Here is a 26,138-nt window from a genome sequence, read left to right as displayed (position 1 = left end):
CCCGTTAGATGTCCCATAGGACCTTTCTCCAAATGATCACCTGAGCAAAAGGTATAGTACCCAAATACGTTTGAGGAGGACATAAGCACCTGATTAAGTGGGATATTACCTGAATGGAATCACGGAAGATACATAAATCTGAGCGAACCGTATAATACCCAGATGTGAACGCGGAGGGCAGGTGTACCTGAGCCAAAGGTATAACACTCAGATATGTTTGAGGAGGATATGAGCACCTGATCGAGTGGGATATTACTCGAAGGGGTTCACAAAGGGTATACGAATCTGAGCGAACGGTATAATACCCAGATGTGAATGCGGAGGGCAGGTGTACCTGAGCCAAAGGTATAATACTCAGATACGTTTGAGGAGGATATGAGCACCTGATCGAGTGGGATATGACCTGAATGGAATCACGGAGGACATACAAACCTGAACGAACGGTATAGTACCCCAATGTGAACGCAGAGAGCTGGTGTACCTGAGAGAGCAGCATAGTACCCAGATATGAACGTGGAGGATATGCGCATCTGATCGGGTGGGATAGCAGCAAGAGGTGTGCGCGGAGTGCATGCACGCGCACGTTAGTCACGAACGCAACTGCAGCCGCTGGGTAGCGGGCGAGTACGGGATCTGCAATAATGTGTGGATCCCGTACTCGAGCGAGCTTAAACCAGCGGCTGTTAGCCGTGAATGGATATGAGGCTGTATGGCGTTAGCGGAAGTTAGGGCCGCTTAGGCCGTCTTCGACAATCGGAGTGGGATTCTCCTGCTTGGCATCGGATTTGCCTGATTGCCCGCCGGAGTTGGTCGCGATTATAGTTGGTTGCGCGCGATAGTTATCTACATCGAGACGTTCGCGAGATACTTCTTTGCCGTTGACCATTTTAATACGATAGGATTCTACTGTGTACCCGCGTTTGCCCTTCTGGATCGTTTCCTGCTGTCCGTCGGCAAGTTTGTTGTTGACGACATATTTTATGGTAGGCTCTATGACTTTTGTGGTTTTGGTTTCCGTCTTATAGCTGATGCTTGGGTCCATGGTGCCGAACATTTTGATGGTGAGACGATTGTCGTCAGTGGATGTGTGGATGAGTATATCTTTGCCGGTTGTGTTCTTAAAGCGGAAATTAATATAGCCCTCAGAGAAGGTTGCGTCTAGGCCAAGAGGCAAATAGGCTACAGGCAGCGAGTGATTGCGGCGCTCGACGATTTCAAGCCCGGTACCGAGTGCGGCGTTATAGAGTGTGCTGGATACTTGGCAGATTCCGCCGCCGATTCCTGGAACGAGCTTTCCATTTAAGATGACAGGGGCTTCTTTGAAGCCGTATTGTTTTTCAGCCTTGGCAATGACTTTGTCATAGTCGAATATATCTCCCGGCTTCAGGACCATTTCGTTCACGGTATCCGCCGCTGCTTTAACATTGTGAAAACGTCCAGCATCCCCAGGCGCTATGTTTGTGACCATTTCGATAATTTTGCGGTCGATCCCTTCGGCTTTCAACGACTCTAGTGTGATCGTGGCTTCTTGCTTCACGAGTGGAACATCGATGTTGAGCTCCTTCTTCTCGCTCCATTCATTCGGAATGGCTGCGCGAATGAGCTGCTCCAACTGTACGCGATCTAAGCGGAATACGGTCGTATCGGGTGTATAAATAACCTGATCCTGCGCGTTGATCTCACGCGAAGCATTAGTGGGGTTGCCAAAGGCATTTTCCTCCCATGAAGCGGTAAAACGCTGCTTCCATACATTATTGTTCCATAGAAAACGCACCTTCCATTCTTTCTGGAAGTTCCGACGAGCTTGAATGCGTTCCAACAGACTTCCCTCTTGCAAGTGACGGAGTGCGATGAACAATGCTTCAGCGTCATACTTTACCCCTAATTCTTTCAAGGTTGTGCTCACGGGCTCGACTTCTGTTTGACCGAAGGTAAATATTACAGGAGTATTTTCAAGTGCGGCTAATTTCTGTTTGTACTCGTTTATGAACGCATCGATCTCCATTCCTCCGACAGCCCAACTGGATAACCTCACTTCAGGAGGTACCGTTGTAGAGGCTGCGTATCGTTCAGCCAATCCCCACAGAGTTCCCGCCCCAATCATCAATAGCAGGATTATTCCTATTAACCATCCAAAGAACTTTTTCAATGCTGTTTCCTCCTGTGCTCCCATGCGATGAAATGCGAATGATATGCTGCTCTCTATCGAACTGCACCACCTGTTATATTCATGATCTTGCGCATCTAGCTGTTCATGGACAGGCTTGGAACAGTACGACGAAACAAACGGAATGAGCCGCTATGCATCATAGTTGATTAAGCGACCCCTACGTTCATTCATTATATGATCGTCATTTCAGAAACTTGACTGTTTTTAGGAGTTTGAGCGGATGTGGACTAGGTCAGAGGACAAGATTGATAGTTAATAGTGATGGTGATTCTAGAATGCTGAGGATAGCTGTCAGACGCTGACTTTTTCCCGGGAAATAATGCTGGCAACCGCAATAAAGCTCAAAAAGAATATGGAAATTGAAAAAAAGAAAAGGAATTGTAACCTTTGTGTCGAATATATTAAAGCTGAACTAGACGCATAGGAAGTGATACAGTTGATTGAAATGCAAGATGTCTGGAAAACGTACACCGACGGTTCCCACGCCCTGCGAGGGATTTCCGTACAGATCGACAAAGATGAATTCGTTTATTTAGTAGGTCCGTCAGGTGCGGGTAAGTCTACTTTTATGAAAATGATATATAGAGAAGTCGTTCCGACAAAAGGTCAAATATTTGTCAACGGATTCAATATCGGTAAGCTGAAGCAGCGCAAGATTCCATTTGTACGAAGAAATATAGGCGTTATATTTCAGGACTTTAGGCTTCTACCGAAGATGACCGCTTATGAAAATGTAGCTTTTGCGATGGAAGTTATTGAAGCTCCGAAGAAGGTCATAAAACGCCGTGTTCCAGAAGTGCTGGAGCTCGTCGGATTGAAGCATAAGATGAACAGTCTGCCGGCCCAATTGTCCGGCGGTGAGCAGCAAAGGATCGCGATCGCGCGTGCGATCGTTAATAACCCAGCGGTTATTGTAGCGGACGAGCCTACGGGCAACTTGGATCCCGAGACGTCATGGGGCATTATGAAGCTGCTCGAAGAGATTAACTATCGCGGTACGACCATTTTGATGGCGACTCATAACAAGGATATCGTAAATACGATTCGGCGCCGCGTTATAACGATCGAACACGGAAATATCGTGCGAGATGTGATGCGGGGGGATTATGGCTATGACGCTTAATACATTACTCCGCCATATACGTGAAGGCAGCAAGAGCGTTTTTCGCAACGGATGGATGTCAGTCGCTTCGGTTAGCTCGATTGTCATCTCATTGTTTGTATTAGGAGTATTCATTATCTTGACTCTTAATATTAACTCGTTAACGAAGGAAATGGACAGTCAGGTTCAGATTCAAGTTTATTTGCATCAAGAGGTTACACAGGAACAGATCGACCTCCTCAAAACGGACATAGGCAGCATGGCAGAAGTCAGTAAAGTTGAATTCCTGTCGAAAGCAGACGGGATGAAGCAGATGGAGAAGAGCTTGGGCGAGGATGGGGAAGATTTCTTAAGCGGATATACCGACGATACGAACCCATTGCCGGACTCCTTAATAGTAGAAGTACATAAGCCGGAAACGATTCCGATGGTAGCGAAGAAGATTGAGTCTATTAATGAAACAAACAGTGCCAAGCCGATCTGGCAAGTCAAATACGGCGGCGGACCTGTTGAGAAGATGCTTCAGGTAACGGAAGCTGTACGTAATTTTGGCTTTATTCTAGTAATCGGGTTAGCCGTTACTTCAATGTTCCTCATTTCCAATACGATCAAGGTTACAATTATGGCTCGTCAACGTGAGATCAGCATCATGAAGATGGTGGGGGCAACAAATGCCTTTATCAGATGGCCATTTTTCATAGAAGGCGTGCTCTTGGGGTTAATCGGCTCGATTGTTACGCTGGGCATCTTAATGTTCGGTTATTCGCAATTGATCACGGCTGCGAATGATGCAGGCTGGTCGTTCCTGCAGCTGATTCCACTTCGTGAAGTATGGCTGATCATAACGGGTTCATTGCTCGTATTAGGCGTGTTAATTGGAGTATGGGGAAGTGTCACCTCGACGCGCAAATATTTGAAGGTATAACGTAGATACGATTAGTTAAGAGGAGGAGCCGTATTGAAAAAGAAGTTAGTATTGCTCATGATGAGCGTAGTACTCTTATTCACGATGGTACCACCCAAAACAGGGTATGCATCAGAACTCGATAAGATCAACCAGCAGTTGTCGGATCTAGAAAATCAGATGCGTTCTGCGGAGAAGAAGCAGCAGGCTGCCCAGTATAAAATATCTTCCGCAGAGGCAGGCAAGAAGAAGACGCAAGCCGATTTGGAAGCCATCTCGAATAAGATAGATGCTCAGGTCAATGAAATGGCGAAGGTTTCAACGGAGATCGATCAAGCTGAAGCCAATCTTGAAGAGAATGCACGGCAGTTGGAAGAGGCCAATAAACGTATTGAAGAACGATCCGAGTTGTTGGATTCTCGCGTCCAGCTGATGTATATGAACGGAAGAGTGTCCTATCTGGATGTGCTGTTTAGCGCGACGAGCTTTTCCGACTTCTTGAGTCGATTAGACTCAATTGAGATCATTGCCGGTACAGATAAGAAGATACTTGATGACCATAAACGTGATAAGCAGCTGGTGTTGGATAAGAAGAAGGAAATTGAAGAGGAACTAGTGCAGGTTCGCGGTCTCTACGCGAAGCTGGAGCAGACGAAGCAAGACCTTATGAATCAGGAAAAAGAAAAAGAAGTGATGATTGCGGGCTTCGATGATCAGATTGAAGAAATGCATGGCTTGAGCGAAGAGCAGGACGAGATGTTAGTACAATTCCTGCAGCAACGCTCAGAGCTTCAGAAGAAACAGATTGAAGAAGTTGAAAAGGAACGCAAACGTAAGGAAGCAGCAAAGAAAAAAGCTAAACCTTCGTCAGGCGGCGGTTCGGGTCCGTTCAACGGCGGGGAATTAGCTGTTCCTCTAAAAGACGACTATGTGATTTCATCTCGCTTCGGCTCACGTACAGACCCTGTATCAGGCCGCAAGGGTGCATTCCACAGCGGTTTGGATATGGCTACACCTGGCGGTACTCCAATCTATGCGGCGGAAAGCGGCGTTGTCATCTTAGCGGAATGGTGGAGTGGCTACGGGAATTGTGTCATTATAGATCACGGCAACGGTCTCTGGACGCTGTATGGACATATTCGCAATGGTGGTATCAAGGTTGAGAAGGGCGATAAAGTAAACCAAGGCGACAAGATTGCTGAAGTGGGGACGACCGGAAATTCGACAGGAAACCATCTTCATTTTGAAGTCCGTGTTGATGGAGATAAAGTTGATCCAGAACCATACTTGAAATAATTGCTTCCCTTGCGGTATATAATAGAAGAGTTGAAGTATTAGAACTGGACAAGACAAGGGCGGTGATTGGGTGCAGTTTAAAGGACGGACCGTTGCTGTTGTTATCGGGATAACGGTTGTACTAAGCAGCATGCTGACGATGTTGGCTATGGATTTGCCGATCTTTGCAAGCAGTGTATCAGCGAACTCTAACAATTTAACTTCTAAGGAAACCGCAAAGATCAATGCAGTACTTGATGTTATCGAGAGCAAATACTATCAAGATGTTGATCGAACAAAGGTGATTAACGGCGCAGTGGAAGGCATGTTCAATTCACTTGGCGATCCGTACTCCACTTATATGCAGAAGGAAGAAGCGGAAAGCTTTAACGTCAGCGTAGAAGGCCAATTCACCGGGATCGGTGCGGAAGTGACGATGGAAGAAGGCAATGTCACGGTTGTGTCGCCGATTAAGGGATCACCTGCCGAAAAAGCAGGTTTGAAAGCTAAGGATGTTCTATTGAGTGTCGACGGAACGAGCTTGTCTGGAATGACGTTGAATGAGGCAGTATCGAAGATTCGCGGTCCTAAAGGGTCAACAGTGAAGATTGAAGTGAAGCGCCCAGGAACTACACAAGTATTAGTCTTTGACATTGTTCGGGACAAAGTGGATCTTGAGACGGTTCATTCTTCTATGCTCGATAATAAGATCGGATATATTGAGGTTAGCCAATTCTCTACGAATACAGCAGATCGTTTTGCTAACGCGTTAACGGATCTGGAGAAACAAGGCATGAAAGGGCTTGTGATTGATGTCCGCAACAATCCAGGCGGCGTGCTTGATGTTGTAGAGAAGATGACGGAGCTGTTTGTACCGAAGGGCAAGCCGATCCTTCAGGTAGAATACAAAGATGGCAAGCGAGAGGTACACAAGTCTGACAGCGATGTGAAGGAGAAGAAATACCCGATCGCGATCCTGACGAATAAAGGCAGTGCCAGCGCCTCCGAGATTATGGCGAGCGCCCTGCAGGAATCGGCAGGCATGAAGATTGTCGGTGAGCCTACCTTCGGTAAAGGAACTGTTCAAACGAGCTACACGACTAAAAATGATGAAGGAAGCCTGATTAAGATTACGATTGCCAAGTGGCTGACGCCGGATGGCAATTGGATTCATCAGAAGGGCATTCAACCGGATATTCTCGTTTCACAGCCGGATTATTACAGTGCAACGCCGATTCCTAAGGATAAGACGTTGGAGTTCGATATGAACAGCGAGGAAGTGAAGAATGTTCAGGTCATTCTGAATGGTCTGGGCTATAAGATAGATCGCAAAGACGGCTACTTCTCGAAGCAGACAGAAGAAGCAGTGAAGGCGTTCCAGAAGGCTTCAGGTCTGACTGTAAGCGGCAAGGTTGACAGCAAGACAGCGGAGAAGATGGAGGTTAGCATTCTCGAAGTAATGCGCAACAAGGAGAATGACGCTCAGCTGCAGGCTGCGATCGATGCGGTGCAGAAGGATATCCGTTAACGGGTGTCGAATATAGGGAAGGTCGGGAGCGAAGGCTATCGACCTTCCCTTTTTAGTGCGCGAAAGGAATAGAAAGGAGCGGATGCCGGTGCAGGTTTTCCTGGAAGTTGGTTATAAAGCGATGGAGGCTGGAATTCAGCTTGTGTTGTCGCCATTTTATTGGCTGGCGATCGTGCTGATTGCGATACATTATAGACGTCAAATGTTAATGGAAAGGCGATTGTTTGCTGTAAAGATGCACGGCTGGATTGACCAGACGATCCGAGCGGCGCTCGGTGGTCTGGTTGCTGGAATCATAATTAGCGCGGTATCTGTAAGTCTTGGGATCGTCATCCCCCCATCCATCATGATGCTGATATGGGGGATAAGTATCTTGCTGCTGTTCATTCGCGTTCGCATGCTGTGTCTCGCGTATTCCGCGGGAATTGTAGCTATATTGCAGGGCGTATTGCTGCTCTTTCCGCAATGGCAAGCGGAAGGATGGCTTGGCGGCATCATGCAGGATATACGCGAATTGAATGCAGCGGGCTTGCTGGTGCTAGTCGCGCTTGTACATGCTGCAGAAGCGATGCTCATACGCAAGCAGGCGGTGAAGTTTGCGAGCCCGCTGTTTATGCAGAGCAAGCGCGGGCGCATCGTAGGCGCCTACTCGATGCAGATGATGTGGCCGCTGCCGCTCATCCTGCTCATGCCTGCGGCGGCAGCTGGCACCACTCTGCCGTGGGCTCCGCTCTTGAGCGGCGACATATGGCAGCAGGGCTGGGCGCTCGTCGGGCTGCCCGTCATGGTAGGCTTCGCCGAGCTGACATTCACTTATACGCCGCAAGAGAAGGCGAATAAAACTTCAACGCGGCTGTTCATATACGCCGCGGGGCTGCTCGCCGTATCCCTGCTGGCGAACTGGTGGACTCCGCTTGTTCCATTGGCCGGCTTGATCTCCATCGGCTGTCACGAATGGCTTATATGGTACAGCCGACAGGAGGAGCTCAAGCGGAGTCCAGTGTTCGCTCACGATGCCAGAGGCTTATGCGTGCAGGCGGTGCTGCCTGGCAGCCCAGCGGAGGAGCTGGGCATTCAATCCGGCGAGATCATCTCGAAGGTAAACGGCATTCCGATCCACTCAAAGGAAGAGCTGCACCAAGCGATGAGCACGAATTCAGCGTTCTGCAAGCTCGAACTGTATAACGCACGAGGTGACGTGAAGTTTGTACAGCGCGCGATCTATGCGGGAGAGCACCATCAACTGGGCGTGCTGCTTGCGCCAGATGATCATGTAACGTACGTGGCGATCACGAGGCAGCCTTCGCTCTTATCGCTGCTTAAAGAGCCGTGGCGACGTGCTTCACGCGCGAAAGTGGATGCGGAATCTAGAACAACTACCGCATAAATAAGTTATGAACAGAGGCGTCCATCTTGGACGTCTTTTTTTGTGGATTGTGGATAAGTTAGCTTATACATGTCAACAACCTGTTAGTTTTGTGTGGATAATGTGGATTAATCTGTGCATAACTACGTGAATTATGTGTGTAACCTGTTGATAATAGGTATGAGGATAAAAATACCCCCATCAGTAAAGGCTTAAGCCTTGCTAATGGGGGTATCTGTTCATTATAGATGTGGATTTACTGTGGAGAAATAACATTGCGCAGAATAATAATCTCCACTCGACGATTCTTCTTGCGGCCCTCTTCCGTATCATTGCTCGCTATAGGACGAGTATCGCCATAGCCCGCAATTTGAAATTTGTCGCTCTGCAACTGCTTATCTTCCACGAAGTAGCGAAGGACGGACAGTGAACGTTCTGCTGAAAGTTCCCAGTTGTCTTTATATCGCGCTCCAGGAGCCATCTTCAAGTTATCCGTATGGCCCTCTATGCTAATCGTTGAATCTAACTGACTGAACATGCTTGAGAGCTTGTCCAAAGTAGGTATAGCAGCGTCTGTTAAATCTGCTTTTCCTAGTTCAAACAAGAGGGAGTCGCTGAGTCTAATCTCGATTCCTTTTGGTGTATCCGTAATCGTGATGTCATTTTGCAAATTATTGTCCTGGATATATTGTTCAATGGTGCTCTTCACGTGCTGCAGCTGCTGTTCCTGTTTGCGGAACGCAAGATCCTTCTCGGTTATCTGCCCCACCATTACTGCAGGGGACTGCTCATTATTTTCCTTATCGCCATCGCTAATACCATTCGCATTTTGCTGATCTTTGCCATTATCAGATGCATTGCCGTCTCCTGGATTTACATGAGCGCCATCCAGAATACCCGTGCCGCCTGGTAGGTTGCCATTGCCACCGCCGCTGCTAAATGTCGTCTGCAGCGTTTCAGATAGCGAGGCATACTTAGTAGTATCGACCTGACTCATGGCATACATGACGACGAAGAAGATCATGAGCAGGGTTATGAGATCCGCATAGGTGATCAGCCAGCGATCCTGACTCTCGTGATTCGCCTTGTTGTGGGCCCTACTTCTGCGTCTCATACTTCATCCCTCGCTCTGGTGCGACCTTGGCTGATTTCGTATTAGCTTCGCGAGCAGGAGGTTCTGTCGCCATCTCTCCCTGCAGGAATGAGCTGAGCTTCTTGCGAATAATCTGTGGATTCTCGCCTGCTTGAATGGCCAGCACGCCGCATTGAATCATTTCCATCTCGCGAATATGCTGAGCACTGCGTGTTCGAATCTTGGATGCGATCGGCAGATAAATGACATTGGCAGTCGCAACACCGTATAGTGTAGCTGTAAATGCTACTGCGATAGATGGTCCGAGCATCGCTGGATCGTTCAAGTTGCTCAAGACATGGATAAGACCCATTACCGTACCGATGATACCAAAGGTCGGAGCAAATCCGCCGGCGGATTCAAATATCTTAGCATATCCATCATACTTATATTCAACGGCATCCATTTCGATATCGAGCATGTCCTTTATGATCTCAGGGTCAGTTCCGTCTACAACGAGCATTACACCATCCCGTAAAAATGAATTACTGTGCTTCTGTGCTGGTTCTTCTAATACCAATACACCGTTGCGGCGAGCTTGCGTGCTCATGGCGACGAGATCGTCAATAAGCTTCGGCATTTCATTGTTGCGCTGTTTGAAAGCTATTCGAAGTGCGTTCGGAATGCTGCGCAAGCGGTGGATTGGATAACTGACGACTACAGCGGCAATCGTACCGCCAAATACAATAAGTGCGGCTGTTCCTTCCCACAAACCGCTGATGTGACCGCCTTCCCATAGAAAACCACCGATGAGGGCGGCAAGTCCGGCAATGATGCCGATTAACGTCGTCATATCCATCTTTTTTTCCATCTCCCTAAGTGATGTTCCCATTTGCAACCAATCGATGATCGGAGTATAATGAACGGGAACAAACATTCTTATTTTGTCTGCTGATATTAATATTCGGAAATGCGTGCACATTCCTATTTAAAGTATATAATATTGATACATTTATCGGGTTTTTAAGGGATAAAGTTTAGTGATTTTTATGGAGTAGCAAGATATGCGACTAGAGTCCTACTTTGTTAGTCGGCAGATGTGAGATAACGAGAATAACTTGAAATTTATACAGATTTATATTTGATTCAATAGAATTAGGGTAAAGCTGTAAATAGCAGGTATAGAGAGGGACGGTGATGGTGAATCCATGGCAGATATCCATATGTCATCGAAAGGGTTCGAACTGGTGTCTGAATTTAATCCGCAGGGCGATCAGCCTCAAGCTATTAAACAGCTGGTGGAGGGTGTGCATAACGGCAAGAAGTATCAGACTCTGCTCGGTGCGACCGGTACCGGTAAGACCTTTACGGTTGCTCAGACGATTCAGCAGTTGAACCGGCCGACGCTGGTCATTGCGCATAACAAGACATTGGCTGCGCAGCTTCATAGTGAGTTTAAAGAGTTTTTCCCGACTAATGCGGTCGAATATTTCGTCAGCTACTACGATTATTATCAGCCGGAGGCATATATTCCATCTTCCGACACCTATATCGAGAAGGATTCCAGTGTAAATGAAGAGATCGACAAGTTGCGGCACTCCGCGACCTCTGCCTTATTTGAGCGCCGAGATGTCATTATTGTAGCGAGTGTGTCGTGCATTTACGGCTTGGGTTCACCTATAGAGTACGGCAATCTGGTACTGTCGCTGCGTACAGGCATGGAGAAGCCGCGCAATGAGATCTTGGCGAAGCTCGTCGATATCCAGTACCAACGGAACGACTTGAATTTCATTCGCGGCACATTTCGCGTGCGCGGAGATGTCGTGGAGATCTTTCCAGCATCGAAGAGCGAGCACGCGATCCGCGTAGAATTGTTCGGAGACGAGATTGAGCGGATCAGCGAGATTGATGTTCTGACAGGCGAGATCCTTGGCGAGCGTGATCATGTTGCGATCTTCCCAGCGTCTCACTTCGTAACCGCGGAGGAGACGATGAAGATCGCGCTCGTTAATATCGAGCGCGAATTGGAAGAGCGGCTCGCGGTGCTGCGCGATGCCGGCAAGCTCTTGGAGGCGCAGCGTCTGGAACAGCGCACGCGCTACGATATTGAGATGATGCAGGAGGTGGGCTTCTGCTCCGGCATCGAGAACTATTCCGGCCCGCTGACGTTCCGCGAGCCGGGCGCTACACCGTATACGCTGCTCGATTATTTCCCCGACGACTTTTTAATTGTCGTCGACGAGTCGCACGTCACCCTGCCGCAGATTCGCGGCATGTACAATGGTGACCGAGCGCGGAAGACAGTGCTTGTAGAGCACGGCTTCCGTCTGCCGTCAGCGCTCGATAATCGACCTCTTCAATTCGATGAGTTCGAAGGCAAGGTATGCCAGGCGATGTTTATATCCGCGACGCCTGGTCCGTTTGAACTGGAACACTGTCCGGAGATGATTGAGCAGATCATCCGACCTACAGGACTGCTGGATCCAATCATTGAAGTAAGACCGACAAAGGGTCAGATCGACGATCTGATCAGCGAGATTCGCATTCGCTTGGATCGCGAGGAACGCGTGTTGGTTACGACACTTACGAAGAAGATGTCCGAGGATCTTACCGACTATTTGAAGGAGATTGGGATCAAGGTTCGTTATTTGCACTCGGATATTAAGACTCTGGAGCGGATGTCGCTGCTTCGTGATCTTCGCCTTGGCGTGTTCGATGTGCTGATAGGGATTAACCTTCTGCGGGAAGGCTTGGACTTGCCGGAAGTATCGCTTGTCGCGATTTTGGATGCGGATAAGGAAGGCTTCCTGCGTGCGGAAAGATCGCTAATTCAGACGATAGGTCGTGCGGCGCGCAATGCGGAGGGTCGTGTCATTATGTATGGCGACAAGATCACCGATTCGATGGATAAGGCCATTAAGGAGACGGAACGCAGACGCAAGATTCAGATCGCTCACAATGAGAAGCATGGCATTACGCCTCAAACGATTAAGAAGAAGATTCGCGACGTGATTGAAGCGACGAAGACGGCAGAAGAGAAGAGTGATTATCTCACCGACAAGGGCGTCGATAAGCTGTCGAAGAAGGATCGCCATTCACTCATTCAGCGCCTAGAGAAAGAGATGAAGGATGCAGCGAAGAATTTGCAGTTTGAGCGCGCTGCCGAGCTTCGTGATGCATTGATGGAGCTTCGTGCAATGGATTAATTTCAAGAGTAGATTAATGAGCTTAATAATTAATAACATATATGAACGTGCATCAGAGCTGCAGTTTGCAATATAGGATGAAACGGTTCGAGTGGACCTAGAAGCAGGAGGGTATTAACATTGGCGAGTGATCGTATTGTCATTAAGGGGGCGAGAGCCCACAATCTGAAAAATATCGACGTCACCATTCCGCGAGACAAGTTTGTTGTACTCACAGGATTAAGTGGTTCAGGCAAATCATCGTTGGCGTTCGATACGATATACGCGGAAGGCCAGCGTCGCTACGTAGAGTCGCTGTCTGCTTATGCGCGGCAATTTCTAGGGCAGATGGAGAAGCCGGATGTAGACTCTATCGATGGCTTGTCGCCCGCAATATCGATTGACCAAAAGACGACTAGCCGTAATCCACGTTCCACGGTCGGTACAGTTACGGAGATTTATGACTATTTGCGATTGCTGTTCGCGCGAATTGGTCATCCTCATTGCCCGGAGCATGGAATTGAGATTACATCGCAGACCGTCGAACAGATGGTAGACCGTATTATGGAGTATCCTGAACGGACGAAGCTGCAGCTGCTTGCTCCGATCATTTCGGGACGCAAGGGTGAGCATAAAACTGTATTCGCTGATATCCAGAAACAGGGCTTCGTGCGTGTGCGTGTCGATGGAGAGATGCGTGAGGTATCGGAAACGATTGAGCTAGAGAAAAACAAGAAGCACAATATTGAAGTTGTCGTCGACCGAATTGTCGTAAAGGACGATGTTCAGTCGCGATTGGCAGATTCTATTGAGACGGCGCTGCATTTGTCTGGAGGCAAGCTGATCGTAGATATTATTGGCCAAGAAGAGCTTATCTTTAGCTCGAATCTGGCTTGTCCCGTTTGCGGCTTCAGTATGGATGAGCTTGCTCCGCGTATGTTCTCGTTCAATAGTCCATTCGGCGCATGTCCGGACTGCGATGGCTTAGGGCAGAAGATGATTGTAGATCCGGATCTTCTCGTGCCGGATATGGAGAAGTCGATTGAAGAAGGCGCATTTGAGGCGTGGGCAGGCAGTACTTCTAATTACTACCCGCAGTTCCTTCAAGCGGTATGCGAGCATTATGGCATTCCAACGGATATCCCAGTCAGACTACTAGAGCCTGAGCATATGGCGAAGCTGCTTAATGGGACAGGCAATGAGAAGGTTCGCTTCGTCTATGAAAATGATTTTGGACATAAGAAAGAAGCTCAAGTGGCATTTGAAGGCATCGTTCATAACTTGGAACGTCGTTTCCGTGAAACCGCATCAGAAGGTATACGTGAATTCATTCAAAGCTTCATGAGCGCTAAGCCATGCGGAACTTGTAAAGGAGACCGCTTGCGCAAGGAGAGCCTTGCCGTTACAGTCGGCGAGCAGAATATGGCTTATGTGACTTCACTTTCAATTGGCGAAGCACAGCGATTCTTTGATTCGCTTTCGTTGTCTAATAAAGAGATGCTGATTGCAAACCTTATCCTGAAGGAGATCAATTCACGGCTTGGATTCCTCGTAAATGTAGGCTTGGAGTATCTAACGCTGAATCGTGCGGCAGGAACGCTGTCTGGCGGCGAGGCTCAACGGATACGCTTAGCAACACAGATTGGATCGAGCCTCATGGGTGTACTCTATATCTTGGACGAGCCAAGTATCGGCTTGCATCAGCGAGATAATGACCGCTTAATCAAGACTCTGGAGCACATGCGCGACTTGGGTAACACGCTAATCGTCGTTGAGCATGATGAAGACACGATGCTCGCTGCTGATTATCTGATCGACATTGGTCCAGGAGCGGGCTTGCATGGAGGCCAAGTTGTCGCACAAGGCACACCGCAGGAAATAATGGCGGATGAGAAGTCGATGACAGGGCAGTATCTAAGCGGCCGGAAGTTCATTCCGATCCCGCTGGAGCGACGCAAGCCGGATGATCGATGGCTGGAAATACGCGGTGCGAAGGAGAACAATCTGCGCAACGTCAATGTGAAGATCCCACTGGGCGTATTTACAGCGGTTACCGGGGTATCAGGTTCCGGTAAGTCTACGCTCGTAAATGAAATCTTGTTCAAGTCGCTTGCTCGTGACTTGAACAAGGCGAAGGTTCGCCCTGGTGAGCATCGCGAGATTCGCGGCCTGGAGCATGTCGATAAGGTAATCGATATCGATCAATCTCCAATTGGGCGCACACCTCGCTCGAACCCGGCGACATACACAGGTGTCTTCGACGATATTCGCGACTTATTCGCTACGACCAATGAAGCGAAGATTCGCGGCTATAAGAAAGGCCGCTTCAGCTTCAACGTCAAGGGCGGTCGCTGCGAGGCTTGCCGCGGCGACGGTATCATTAAGATCGAGATGCACTTCCTGCCGGATGTGTATGTGCCGTGCGAGGTATGTAAGGGCAAGCGATATAACCGTGAAACGTTAGAGGTTAAGTATAAAGGGAACAACATTTCCGATGTGTTGGAAATGACGATTGAAGACGCCGTCGAGTTCTTCCAGAACGTGCCGCGTATTCATCGCAAGATCCAGACCTTGCTGGATGTAGGCTTGGGTTATATGAAGCTTGGCCAGCCGGCAACAACCTTGTCCGGTGGCGAAGCGCAGCGCGTCAAGCTTGCTGCTGAGCTGCATCGCCGGAGCACTGGCAAGACAATGTACATCTTGGACGAGCCGACTACAGGTTTGCACGTAGCGGATATCGATCGCCTGCTGCAGGTGCTGCACCGCCTCGTTGATTCTGGAGAGAGCGTGCTCGTCATTGAGCACAACCTCGATATTATCAAGACGGCTGATTACCTCATTGACTTGGGACCTGAAGGCGGCAGCGGCGGAGGTTCCATCGTTGCTCAAGGCTCACCTGAACAAGTCGTAAAAGTCGAGGGCTCCTATACAGGACAATATTTGAAGCCTATCCTAGAGCGCGATCGAGTTCGTACGGAGCAAGCAGCAGCCTCCCTTGCGGCTGAGGCTCAGGTATAACAAGCGACAATTGCATGTAATAGTATGAACAAGCCACCTTCTGAAGTTGAGGGTGGCTTGTTTAGTTATTTATGGGGATGTAGGTCAGCAGAGGTTATTCTTTTGGAGAGTATTGCGGTATTCTCCCCAAAGCTCAGGAAGTCTTGATAGCGCATAATCATAAGAGGGAGTTTATTGGAGCAAGACAGGATATTTGTACACGAGAGAAATAAATGCTTTGTGCGAGATGCAGAGATCAAGAATGTGATTAAAGTAACCAGCAGGAGATATCCTTCTGGAGAGTATTGGGGTATTCTCTCCTAGACTCAGGAAAGTCTTGATAGCGCATGATCAGAAGAGAGAGTTAATTGGAGCAAGACAGGGTATTTGTACACGAGAGAAATAAAATGCTTTGTGCGAGATGCAGAGATTAAGAATGTGATTAAAGTAACCAGCAAGAGATATCCTTCTGAAGAGTATTGGGGTATTCTCCCCATAGCTCAGGAAAGTATGGAAAACAAATTATCTGTCTGTGAAAAGTATAGTTGATGGTAAATGAAAATGCCTATTATGTCGATCTGAGCGAAGGGGATAACGCCGAGATGTAGCAGATAGGTACATGTATCTGAGCGAAAGGGATAGTAGCGAGATGTAGCGGAGAGATACATATCTGAGTAAAAGGGATAGTAGCGAGAAGGAGCGGAAAGGCATGTATCTGAGCGAAAGGGATAGTAGTGAGAAGGAGCGGAGAGGCATATATCTGAGCGAAAGGGATAATAGCGAGATGTAGCGGAGAGATACATATCTGAGTGAAAGGGATAGTAGCGAGATGTAGCGGAGAGATACATATCTGAGTAAAAGGGATAGTAGCGAGATGGAGTGGATAGATACATACCTGAGTGATAGGGATAATAGCGAGATGTAGCGGAAAGATACATATCTGAGCGAAAGGGATAGTAGCGAGAAGGAGCGGAGAGATACATATCTGAGCGAAAGGGATAGTAGCGAGAAGGATCGGAGAGGTACATATCTGAGTGAAAGGGATAGTAGCGAGATGGAGTGGAGAGGTGAATGTATCTGAGTGAAAGGGATAGTAGCGAGAAGGAGCGGATAGGTACATGTATCTGAGTGAACGGGATAGCACCCAAATGGGGCAGAGAGGAACATATCTGAGCGATAGAGATAGCGCCGCGATGGGGCTATGGGGGAATAACCATTTTGTAGAGTAGAGTAATTAGTTTGAAGGTCGGGCAGGAAGATGGGCTTGCGCGTAGAAGTCGTAGAGAAGTCAAAGAGCGCCCATGACGGGCGGGAGAGAATACGAGATGGAGGTAGGTATCGGAGATGACTCAGCTTATCGTTGGAGATCGAATTGTGCAGGTGCGCGGTATTTTGTTCGACAAGGATGGAACGATACTGCAGTTTATAAGCTTGTGGGGGAACTGGGCGGAACAGGTGATGGACAGCTTGGAACGGGAACTTCGCGCGGAGGGGGCGGAGCTTCCAGACCAGCCTGGATATATATTGGGCGTGCATTTGGATGAGCAGCGTCGGGTGACGGCGCATGATCGGTTCGGGCCGCTTGCGATGGGCTCGCCTACGCAGATGATTTCAATCGCTACGTATTATTTATACCGTGCGGGTGTTCCGTGGAATGAGGCGATGCGCCGCGCGAATAATTTGTTCGAGCATGCTAATGAGACGAATCTTGACCATGCCCAGATTAGACCTGTTGCGGGAGTGGTGGATTTTCTGGAACGATGTGAAGCAGCAGGCTTGATTCGCGGTGTTGTAACGGCAGACGATAAAGAGCCCTCGAAGCAGCATCTAAGCAAGATGGGGATTCTGCATCATTTTAACTCTGTAGTTGGTGACGATTGTGTTACACATGGCAAACCATATCCGGATATGGTGGAGCTGGCTTGTCGAGAGCTTGGACTTGCGCCGCATGAAGTGGTTGTCATTGGCGACTCCGTCGGCGATATGGAAATGGGACGAAGCGCGGGCTGTGCGCTTAATATTTTTATCGACGAGGAAGGGTATTTTGAGCACAAGCCGGATGCGGCGGATGTCATGATTCGTTCCTACCATGAGCTCACATTGGAATAACAAAAGGCTGCCAATCCCGCGTCATGCGGCTAGGCAGCCTTATTATTTAGGAAGAGGCGAGAGCAGGGGAGGCAAGTATTTCGGTCAGCTTCTGTTGAAATGCTTCTGCGCCAACACGTAAGAAGAAGGAATGGAAGGTTTCGTCTTGCAGCCGTCCTTGCTTATAGAATAGAAGAAGTTGCTCTAAGACGACTGGCAGATCATCTGCTTTGACACGTCCTTTGAGCGTCGTATTGAAGCGGGCATTTGGCCCGAGAATACCGCCTACCGCAATATCGAAGGCATCGACCGTACCGTTTGGCGTCTTAACCAACGCGCCCTGCAGGCCAATATCTGCAACATGCTTCTGACCGCAAGCGTTCGGGCATCCAATAAAATGAATGCGCACCTTCTCGCCCAAATCCACATGTTCATCGAGGTACTCGGCTACTAGACGCGCGCGCTCCTTCGTTTCGACGACTGCGAGATTGCAGAACTCGTTGCCCGTACAGGAAACAGTGCGGCTCATGAATGGTTTCGGAAAAGGGGATAATCGCTGCAATACAGGTTCTGCCAGCACTTCATCGATAGCGTGGTCCGGAATACTGCTGATTAATATATTCTGAGACATGGTCGTTCGTAGGAGTCCATCGCCGTACTTCTCTGTAATATCAGCGAGAGCGAGCAGCTCGCTAGCGTTCAAGCGCCCAACAGGCACGTTCAGACCGATGTAATTCAAACCAGATTGAGCCTGTGGATGAACGCCATCAAAGTAAGCGGCCTGCCATCCGACGGTTCGATCAACTCCGGCGCGTTCTAATGGCCCGATGATCTCTTCTAGCTTGGTCAGGAATCGCTCGACTCCCCAATCTGCAACCAGGAACTTCAGTCTTGCCTGGTGACGCTTCTCTCGATAGCCGTAGTCGCGGAAGATGGTTGTAACGCCTACCGCAATCTTCAATACCTCATCCGGCCTCGCAAATACATCAAGCCGCTGAGCTAGATGCGGCTTCGCAGACAGTCCGCCACCTACGTGAACATGGAATCCAATCACTTCTTGCCCATCGATAATCTTAGTTGCTGGTGAGAAGGACAAATCATTAATTTCCGCATGCGCATTGTTATAGATGTTGGATGAGATCGACATCTTGTACTTCCGCGGCAGATTAGAGAAGTCGCGGTTCAATAGGAAGAAGTCGTTAACCTCGTTAACAATCGCCGTGGTGTCAAGCAGCTCGTGCGGGTCAATCCCCGCGAGCGGGTTCCCTACGATCGTGCGCGGACAATCGCCGCACGCCTCGTAGGAGTACAGCCCGACATCTTCTAACCGCTTGAAGATGTCGGGCAAATTCTCGACGCGCAGCCAATGGTACTGAATGGCCTGCCGCGTCGTCACATCAATGAGATCGCGCCCGTATAGATGGGCGATCTCGGCAAGCGCTCTTGCCTGGACGGTCGTCATAATGCCGGAATTAATCCGAATCCGCATCATAAAATAGCCGTCCTTAGGCTTCTGCTCATAGACGCCCGCCCATTTGAAGCGGGACTTGTCATCGTCAGGAATTCCTTCATAGCCTGTATTTGCATAAGTTTCAATAATGTCGCGGATGACGTCCAGCCCGTCTTTCTCCATTTTCATAAACTCGACCTTGTTCAGTTTACCCGGATTCTGCATCCAAATAGGATCATAAGCCAATCTCATCCCTCGCTTTACATTTAATTCCGATAAGATTAATCAGATATGAAATTGATCTAATCGTATCACGTTTCCAATAAGATGTAAATTGTTGGAAGTATAAATGGTTTATCAGTATTTCTGATGGAAATCCCGCATATTGCTTATAATCAGTGTGTACTCGCCGTTAGCAGTGAAGATTGTCATGCGGATGCTGATTGCAATGGTTAACACGTGACAAAAGTGTGGCAATCCTGTTAAAATTACAAAAATTAACTTGCATCAAAATCTGGTTAAATATAACATAGGAAAAGATAGGTAAAATGTGTCTATTAAGGGAGGTCGCATCATGTTTCTAGCAGAGGGGGCAGCTGAAGGCCAGAGCTTGTTTCATTGGTTTGATCTGATTATTATTGCCATTACGTTAATATTGGCATGGGCTGTCGTTCGCCAGATTAAGCAACGTCCTAAAAATTTGTTCGCGCTCGGCTTCGCCACAGTGAGCTTGCTCGCATTCCTGGTTATTGATGTCATCATGGTTAAAGGTTGGTAACCCGATAGCTTCAAGAAGATCGTAATTCATACATAATCATTCTGCTTCATGAATGGAGATTCATAAGTGCTGAAAGACTCTTTGATAATGGTATCAGGGAGTCTTTTATTGTATAGACAAGAACTTAACAATAGGTTATAAAAAGATAGAATATGGTTTAAGAGGAGAGTGCATCCATTGTTAAAAGCGGCTTCAAAGGACAATGCTGAACGTCATTTAGTAGGTCGATCCATGGGGTTAAGATTAGTAGCCATAACAGCAGCAGTTATGATGCTGAGTGCGCCTGCGGCTGTGTATGCGGAGTCGATTTCATTTCCTACGGTACAGGTAGATGGAAAGACTTATATTGAAGCCAATGCGGTTGCTGCAACGGTTGGAGAGGGTGGAACCTATGATCCTGCCACGAAGAAGTATGTGTTGAATGTGAAATCCATACCTTCTGTGGTGAAGAAAGTAAGCCCGTCTGTTGTAGCGATCATCGGTCAAGATAAGGAAATGGTTAGCAAGGTTAAAGACCCGCGCGATGCCATTATTCATGGAACAGGTGTCGTGATCCGACAAGAGGGATGGATCGTTACCAATGCTCACGTCATAAGTGGAATGCAGAAGCCGCTCGTCGTGACCCCTGATGGCAAGTCTTATCCTGTAACCAAGATATACTCGGATGAGCTCACAGATCTCGCACTTATACGAATCGAAGCTAAAGGCTTGAAGCCCGCGACGCTGGCTCCAGAATCTCGCAAGACGGAAGTAGGTGAGACAGTGGTTGCCGTTGGAACGCCAATATCTTTTGCCCTGCAGAATTCGGTAACAGCAGGAATCGTGAGCGGCATGGATCGCGTAGTGGACAACGGATACAAGCTGATTCAGACAGATGCGGCCATTAATCCAGGCAACAGCGGAGGACCGTTAGTTAACATGGATGGCGAGGTTATCGGAATTAATACGCTTAAGTATTATGGAGAATACATTGATAATATGGGTTTTGCGATTCCCGTGGACACCGTAAGGTGGGTAGTGAATGATTTTCTGAATTATGGGGAACTGAGACGGCCTTCCATCGGGATTGCGGTCGAAGAGAATTGGGCGGCTTCGGTTGGTCTGCCGACGGATCGATCGTTGAAGATAACCAATGTCATCAGCCCACAAGCGAAGAATGCTGGAATTAAAGCGGGAGACACGTTGCTCGAGGTGAATGGGAAGGAAGTATGCACCTTGGCAGACGTTAATGAAGCGCTGAAGGGACAACTGCCTGGGGATACGGCGAAGCTTACGCTGCTCTCAAAAGGAAAGAAGACCTCAGTAAATGTTACGCTAGGAAAAGTAGATAACTAGAACTATATGTAATCCCATAATATTCCTATATCATAAGTATAGTGCATTCAATATGAGATAAGGGTGAAAATACATATGTTCAAAGGGCGAAAGTGGCTGGCGGTTATCGCGGCATTGGCTTTATTGCTTGAGGGTGTAAGTCTAGCAACTGTTGGTGTGGCTAGCGTTGAGGCTGCGGCAGCTTCGACGGTAAAGGAACTGCGCTATAAAGTTGGCAGCGATCAGGCCGTTGCAAACGGAACTAATCTTAAGATTCCGAAGCCGTTTCAAGTAAATGGCAGCACATTGGTATCGATCAGCACGTTGAAGTCGGCATTTGGCATGACGTTTAACTGGACAGTGCCTAATGAAGAATTTATACTTGCGGCTGGCAATCGAAAGATAGAGATGGCAGTCGGCGAAGTGTATGCGTTATCGAATCGAAAAGCGATTATGATGCCTACTGCGCCTGTTGTGAACAACGGAAATCTGATGGTTCCGATTCGACCTGTCACAGAAGCGATCAATGCTACGATAAAACTAGGCACTGGCGGTCAGACAATTGTGAGCTGGGATGCGAAGGAAGCGCAAGCAGATATGTCTCGAGTGGGCAGCAGTGCTGATAAATGGTCGATCTATCTTCCTGATGAGTGGTTGTATGTGGATGATCAGGATGTCGGTCTGACAACATTTTCAGATACTAGCGGAGAGCAGTATGTGACCATGGAAATGGACTATGTCATCGATGAAACTGCGGACAGTGCGGATCAGTTGATGGCAGCCCTCACCAATGATGGTCAGTTCGATTCTATGGAGATTATCAATGGTATCACAGGGAAAATTGGAAACTATCCATATGCGCAAGTGACTGCGGCAGAATATTTGGAAGACGGCACATTAGGAGAAGAGGCCATATACCGAATCTATCAGGCAAATGAAAAGAATTATGTGCTAAGTGCGTATGGCGTGGACGCTGCGGCAATTGATGGCATGCTTAACAGCTTCCGTCCAGCGTATGTTTTGAGCGGAGTGCCGGCCAACCAGAAAGACCCTAATCAACAAAGCGAACGAAGTGTAGTTTATGACGAGTATGGTGTTGAAGTGACGTTGCCGGTAACCTGGACAACGGATACAGAGTATGGCTATGCGTATTCGCAGTACGGGATGTATCAATTCCAGATCAGCATGCAGGACGCTAAGGGCCTGACTGCTGCACAGGTTGTGAAGGCACGCAATGATTATACTGCTCGTGTCTATCAACCAGGTGTAGTGAAGCTCATAGAGGAGAAGCCTTATAAGCTTGCCGATGGCAAAGAAGGCATACTGCAGCGCGTGGTCATGAATGTAGGCAAGGGCAAGTATACTCAGTATGTGTTGTACGTCGTAGATGGCAGCTACAACTTGAACTTGTTCATATCGGATAATTATATCGAGAATGGCACAAGTGATGCAGTAGAACATATTCTCAAGTCTATCAAGATCGACGCTTCCAAGATCAAAGACTCGCTTGGCACCTTCGGTTATATGGAATCGTGGGATGCGGTGGTGAAGCATGAACTGAAGGATCTATCAGCATCCATCGAACTGCCTAAGGCTTGGCATGCATTTGAGCAGGATGAGGAAGGTTGGTACGAATTCGCACCTCCGTTTGGCGATATGATGGGTGTATTCAAGCTTGAAGATACAAGTCTCTTGGATGTAAAGCTGATTGATGATGAGGACTTCGCGGAGCAAGATATGATCTACAACAATGTTTTGGACGAGACGAAAGTGATCAACGGCCATAAGGTGCGGATCTTGAAGTACGATTATAAGTTTGACCGCGACGATTTCGAGCGTATCTGGCATGCTGCCTATGTAGAGGCAGGATCAGATGTAATCGCAATATGTATCAGTGACTATAAATCAAGTTATTCCGAGAATGTGGAGAAGCAGTTCCTGAAGGCGATTGAGTCGTTTAAGTTTGTGAAGTAGTCGTGCGGGTGAGCGGGTATGAAGGCATTAGAGCATCTGAAAGCGTATATTAGGAAGTAGGGCGGTTATAGGAGGAATCTCGTGAGGGATTTCTCTTTTTTTGATGCGAGTTTGGGAGTGGTTGTTATTTGTGAAACATTTCATAGTCAAGGAGGTAGATTAGCGCTATGGAATGGGGTAAACTGTATTATTGGAGCTCTTGAGAGGGCACTTCTAACGGAGGTTAACATGGATACGAAGATGATTCAACGTGAAGATATAGAGTTGTTGGCGCCTGCGGGCGACTGGGATTGTATGCGCGCGGCGGTGGCGAATGGCGCGGATGCGATATTTTTTGGTGTTGAAAAATTTAATGCGCGTGCGCGTGCGAACAATTTTCGGATGGATGAGCTGCCTGAGATTATGTCGTATTTGCACAGCTACGGAGTGAAGGGATTCTTGACGTTTAACATTCTCGTGTTCGAGGATGAGCTGAAGGATGCGCAGCATTTGATCGAGGTGTGTGTGGAGGCAGGGGTAGATGCGGTTATTGTGCAGGACTTGGGCTTGGTGAAGATGATCCGCGAGATCTCGCCGGACTTCCCGATTCACGGCTCGACGCAGATGACGATTACTTCTCCTGAAGCGGCGGAGTTCACGAAGCCGTATGGTATGGAGCGGGTTGTGCTCGGGCGCGAGAACAATCTGAAGCAGATTCAGAAAATAGGCGAGGAAGCGAAGCTGCCGATGGAGGTATTTGTCCACGGCGCGCTGTGCGTGTCGTACTCGGGACAATGTCTGACGTCCGAGATGTGGGGCGGCCGCTCGGCCAACCGCGGCGAGTGCGCGCAGGCATGCCGCCTGCCGTACGATATGATGGTCGACGGCGAGCATCACCCAATGGGGGATGTGACATACCTGCTGTCGCCGAAGGACTTGGCGGCGATCGACATCGTGCCGGAGCTGATCGAGGCGGGCGTGACTTCGTTCAAGATCGAAGGCCGCATGAAGCAGCCGGAGTATGTGGCGAACGTAGTGAGCAAGTATCGCAAGGCGATAGATGATTATTTTGATGGCAAGTGGACGGGCCCGTCGAAGGAAGATGTACGTGAGCTGCAGCAGAGCTTCTCACGCGGCTTTACGCACGGCTTCCTGAAGGGCACGAACAATAAGCAGCTCGTGGACGGCACGTTCCCGAAGAGCCGCGGCGTGTATCTGGGCCGCGTGGAGCAGGTGCTGCGTGACGGCGTCGTGTGCAAGCTGGAAGCGCCGCTGAAGCGCGGCGACGGCATCGGCTTCGATGCGGGCGATCCGACGCAGAAGGAAGAAGGCGGACGCGTGTATGACGTGCGCCGCAAGGGTGTGAAGCTGGAAGGCGAAGCCGAGGAAGGCTGGATCGTGGACATCGTGCCAGGGCGCAATGATGTGAATTTGCGCCGCGTGAAGGTCGGCGATCGGATCTGGAAGACGAGCGATCCCGCGCTGGATAAGCGGATGCGCGCGACATTTGAGACGGAGAAGCCGTATCGGGTATTCCCGGTGCATGTGCGCGTGGAGGGCCGTGTAGGCGAGCCGCTCCGCACTTGGTGGACCGATGTGCCTAAGGGCACGACGGTGCAGGTAGATTCGGAGCTGGCGCTGGAGGAAGCGCAGAAGCGCCCGATGGATAAGGCGCTGCTGGAAGAGCAGCTCGGCCGCTTAGGCGGCACGCTGTATCAGCTCGAGCAGCTGGACGTTGCCCTAGAAGGCAACGTGATCGTGCCGATGCGCGAGCTGAACGCGATTCGCCGCCGCGCGGTTGAGGCGTTGACTGGCGAGCGGCCGAAGCCGCCGGTGTACGTGAAGCATCGCGCAGCGGACGCGTTTAGCGACGCCGTGGTGGAACACACGGCGGTGCCGTATGGCGCTGCGCGCCTGACCGCGCTGTGCCGCACCTTGGAACAGGTGCAGCAGGCGGTGAAGACCGAGGCGGCGATGATATACGCCGACTTCGAGTTTATTAAGCAGTTCCCGGCGGCGATCGAAGCGTGCCGCGCGGCGGGCAAACCGATTGCGCTGGTAACACCGCGCATTCATATGCCGAACGAGAACGGCTACCATAAGAACATCCTGAAGCTGAAGCCGGATGCCGTTCTCGTTCGCAACACGGGCGCCTTGCAGTTTTACATGCAGGCGAAGGCGGAGTGGGAGCAGGCTCAAGCGGAAGCAGGCGCGAATGCTGACGTTGCCGAGCGCTTCCCGCAGCTGATCGGCGATTTCTCGCTGAACGTGGCGAATCACAAGGCCGTTCAGCTGTTTACGGAAGCGGGATTGGATCGCATCACGCCTTCCTATGACCTGAACATTCAGCAGATGGTAGATATGCTGCGCAATTCGGATACGACGATGCTCGAGATCGTCATCCACCAGCATCTGCCGATGTTCCATACCGAACACTGCGTGTATTGTACGTTCTTAAGCGAAGGAACGGACTTTACTAACTGCGGCCGCCCGTGCGAGGAGCATCGCGTTTCCCTACGTGACCGTATCGGCATGTCCCATCCGGTCCGCGTGGACGAGGGCTGCCGCAACACGGTGTACAACGCCATCGAGCAGTCGGGTGCGGAATATTTGTCGCACTTCCTTGAACTGGGCGTTGGTACCTACCGCGTGGAATTCCTCGAGGAGACGGCAGAGCAGGTCTCCGAGGTCCTCGATCTCTATACCCGCGCGCTGCGCGGCGAGATCAGCGGCACGCAGGTGTGGCGCAAGCTGAAGGCAACGAACCAGCTCGGCGTAACGCGCGGGCAGCTGGTGAAGTAACTTACGATAAGCGATTGCGCGGATGATGAGTCCACGCAATCGCTTTTTTATAGTTGTAAAGTATTTGTAGTGGAATAGCATGCCTGAGTGATTCGTATCATGTATAATTGAAGCAGTGCTGAAGCGCTTATAACATAACATGACGCGGAGGAAC

General features: G+C 49.2%; 16 protein-coding genes. 12 read left to right on the top strand and 4 right to left on the bottom strand.

Annotation, left to right across the window (positions count from 1 at the left end):
- Positions 1–715 precede the first annotated feature (715 nt).
- Positions 716–2,149, bottom strand: coding sequence for a VanW family protein (locus ACXX53_RS17020; RefSeq protein ID WP_458569872.1), 1,434 nt, complete (start codon positions 2,147–2,149; stop codon positions 716–718).
- Between the two features lie 457 nt (positions 2,150–2,606).
- On the opposite strand from ACXX53_RS17020, the gene ftsE reads away from it, so the two are divergent.
- The 5 genes from ftsE (at position 2,607) to ACXX53_RS16995 (ending at position 8,366) form a co-directional block, all read left to right on the top strand.
- Entirely contained in the window at positions 2,607–3,293 is a 687-nt protein-coding gene (gene ftsE, locus ACXX53_RS17015; protein ID WP_458569871.1) for a cell division ATP-binding protein FtsE, read from the top strand.
- Positions 3,283–4,197, top strand: coding sequence for a permease-like cell division protein FtsX (ftsX, locus tag ACXX53_RS17010; RefSeq protein WP_458569870.1), 915 nt, complete (start codon positions 3,283–3,285; stop codon positions 4,195–4,197). Before ftsE ends, ftsX begins: the two co-directional genes overlap by 11 nt.
- A 33-nt stretch (positions 4,198–4,230) precedes the next feature.
- Positions 4,231–5,472 (top strand): murein hydrolase activator EnvC family protein, encoded by a 1,242-nt coding sequence (locus ACXX53_RS17005; RefSeq protein WP_458569869.1) that lies wholly within the window; start codon positions 4,231–4,233, stop codon positions 5,470–5,472.
- Positions 5,473–5,542: 70 nt separating this feature from the next.
- Positions 5,543–6,979: a S41 family peptidase gene (locus tag ACXX53_RS17000; RefSeq protein WP_458569868.1), complete on the top strand. Its 1,437-nt coding sequence runs from the start codon at positions 5,543–5,545 to the stop codon at positions 6,977–6,979.
- Between the two features lie 88 nt (positions 6,980–7,067).
- The gene (locus tag ACXX53_RS16995; RefSeq protein ID WP_458569867.1) at positions 7,068–8,366 is read left to right on the top strand and encodes a PDZ domain-containing protein; all 1,299 of its coding nucleotides are present in this window, start codon (positions 7,068–7,070) and stop codon (positions 8,364–8,366) included.
- A 235-nt stretch (positions 8,367–8,601) separates the two neighbouring features.
- On the opposite strand, the gene ACXX53_RS16990 is transcribed toward ACXX53_RS16995, so the two are convergent.
- Together ACXX53_RS16990 and ACXX53_RS16985 are read right to left on the bottom strand one after the other, a co-directional pair.
- Positions 8,602–9,459, bottom strand: a complete 858-nt coding sequence (locus ACXX53_RS16990) for a flagellar motor protein MotB (protein WP_458569866.1) — start codon at positions 9,457–9,459, stop codon at positions 8,602–8,604.
- Entirely contained in the window at positions 9,443–10,276 is an 834-nt protein-coding gene (locus ACXX53_RS16985; RefSeq protein ID WP_458569865.1) for a flagellar motor protein, read from the bottom strand. The genes ACXX53_RS16990 and ACXX53_RS16985 overlap by 17 nt, the downstream gene beginning before the upstream one ends.
- A gap of 349 nt (positions 10,277–10,625) precedes the next feature.
- Between ACXX53_RS16985 and uvrB the strand changes: the two genes are divergently transcribed.
- The 3 genes from uvrB to ACXX53_RS16970 all read left to right on the top strand — a co-directional run bounded on the left by uvrB (position 10,626) and on the right by ACXX53_RS16970 (position 17,708).
- The gene (uvrB, locus tag ACXX53_RS16980) at positions 10,626–12,623 is read left to right on the top strand and encodes an excinuclease ABC subunit UvrB (RefSeq protein WP_458569864.1); all 1,998 of its coding nucleotides are present in this window, start codon (positions 10,626–10,628) and stop codon (positions 12,621–12,623) included.
- Positions 12,624–12,743: 120 nt separating this feature from the next.
- Positions 12,744–15,620, top strand: coding sequence for an excinuclease ABC subunit UvrA (gene uvrA, locus ACXX53_RS16975; RefSeq protein ID WP_458569863.1), 2,877 nt, complete (start codon positions 12,744–12,746; stop codon positions 15,618–15,620).
- A gap of 1,323 nt (positions 15,621–16,943) precedes the next feature.
- Positions 16,944–17,708 carry an HAD family hydrolase gene (locus ACXX53_RS16970; protein WP_458569862.1) on the top strand — a complete coding sequence of 255 codons (765 nt, stop codon included), beginning with the start codon at positions 16,944–16,946 and terminating at the stop codon, positions 17,706–17,708.
- Between the two features lie 46 nt (positions 17,709–17,754).
- On the opposite strand, the gene ACXX53_RS16965 is transcribed toward ACXX53_RS16970, so the two are convergent.
- Entirely contained in the window at positions 17,755–19,383 is a 1,629-nt protein-coding gene (locus ACXX53_RS16965) for a nitrite/sulfite reductase (RefSeq protein ID WP_458570024.1), read from the bottom strand.
- A 328-nt stretch (positions 19,384–19,711) separates the two neighbouring features.
- Here ACXX53_RS16965 and ACXX53_RS16960 point away from each other — a divergent pair, with 328 nt between their 5' ends.
- The 4 genes from ACXX53_RS16960 to ACXX53_RS16945 all read left to right on the top strand — a co-directional run bounded on the left by ACXX53_RS16960 (position 19,712) and on the right by ACXX53_RS16945 (position 25,984).
- Positions 19,712–19,915, top strand: coding sequence for a hypothetical protein (locus tag ACXX53_RS16960; RefSeq protein ID WP_458569861.1), 204 nt, complete (start codon positions 19,712–19,714; stop codon positions 19,913–19,915).
- 177 nt (positions 19,916–20,092) lie between these two features.
- Positions 20,093–21,250: a S1C family serine protease gene (locus ACXX53_RS16955; protein ID WP_458569860.1), complete on the top strand. Its 1,158-nt coding sequence runs from the start codon at positions 20,093–20,095 to the stop codon at positions 21,248–21,250.
- 75 nt (positions 21,251–21,325) lie between these two features.
- A complete protein-coding gene (locus ACXX53_RS16950) occupies positions 21,326–23,203 on the top strand; it encodes a stalk domain-containing protein (RefSeq protein WP_458569859.1) in 1,878 nt (625 codons plus the stop codon).
- 228 nt (positions 23,204–23,431) lie between these two features.
- Positions 23,432–25,984, top strand: coding sequence for a DUF3656 domain-containing U32 family peptidase (locus tag ACXX53_RS16945; RefSeq protein WP_458570023.1), 2,553 nt, complete (start codon positions 23,432–23,434; stop codon positions 25,982–25,984).
- Positions 25,985–26,138 lie beyond the last annotated feature (154 nt).

The sequence above is a fragment of the Paenibacillus marinisediminis genome (assembly GCF_054343325.1).
This window is presented reverse-complemented; position numbering and strand designations above follow the sequence as displayed.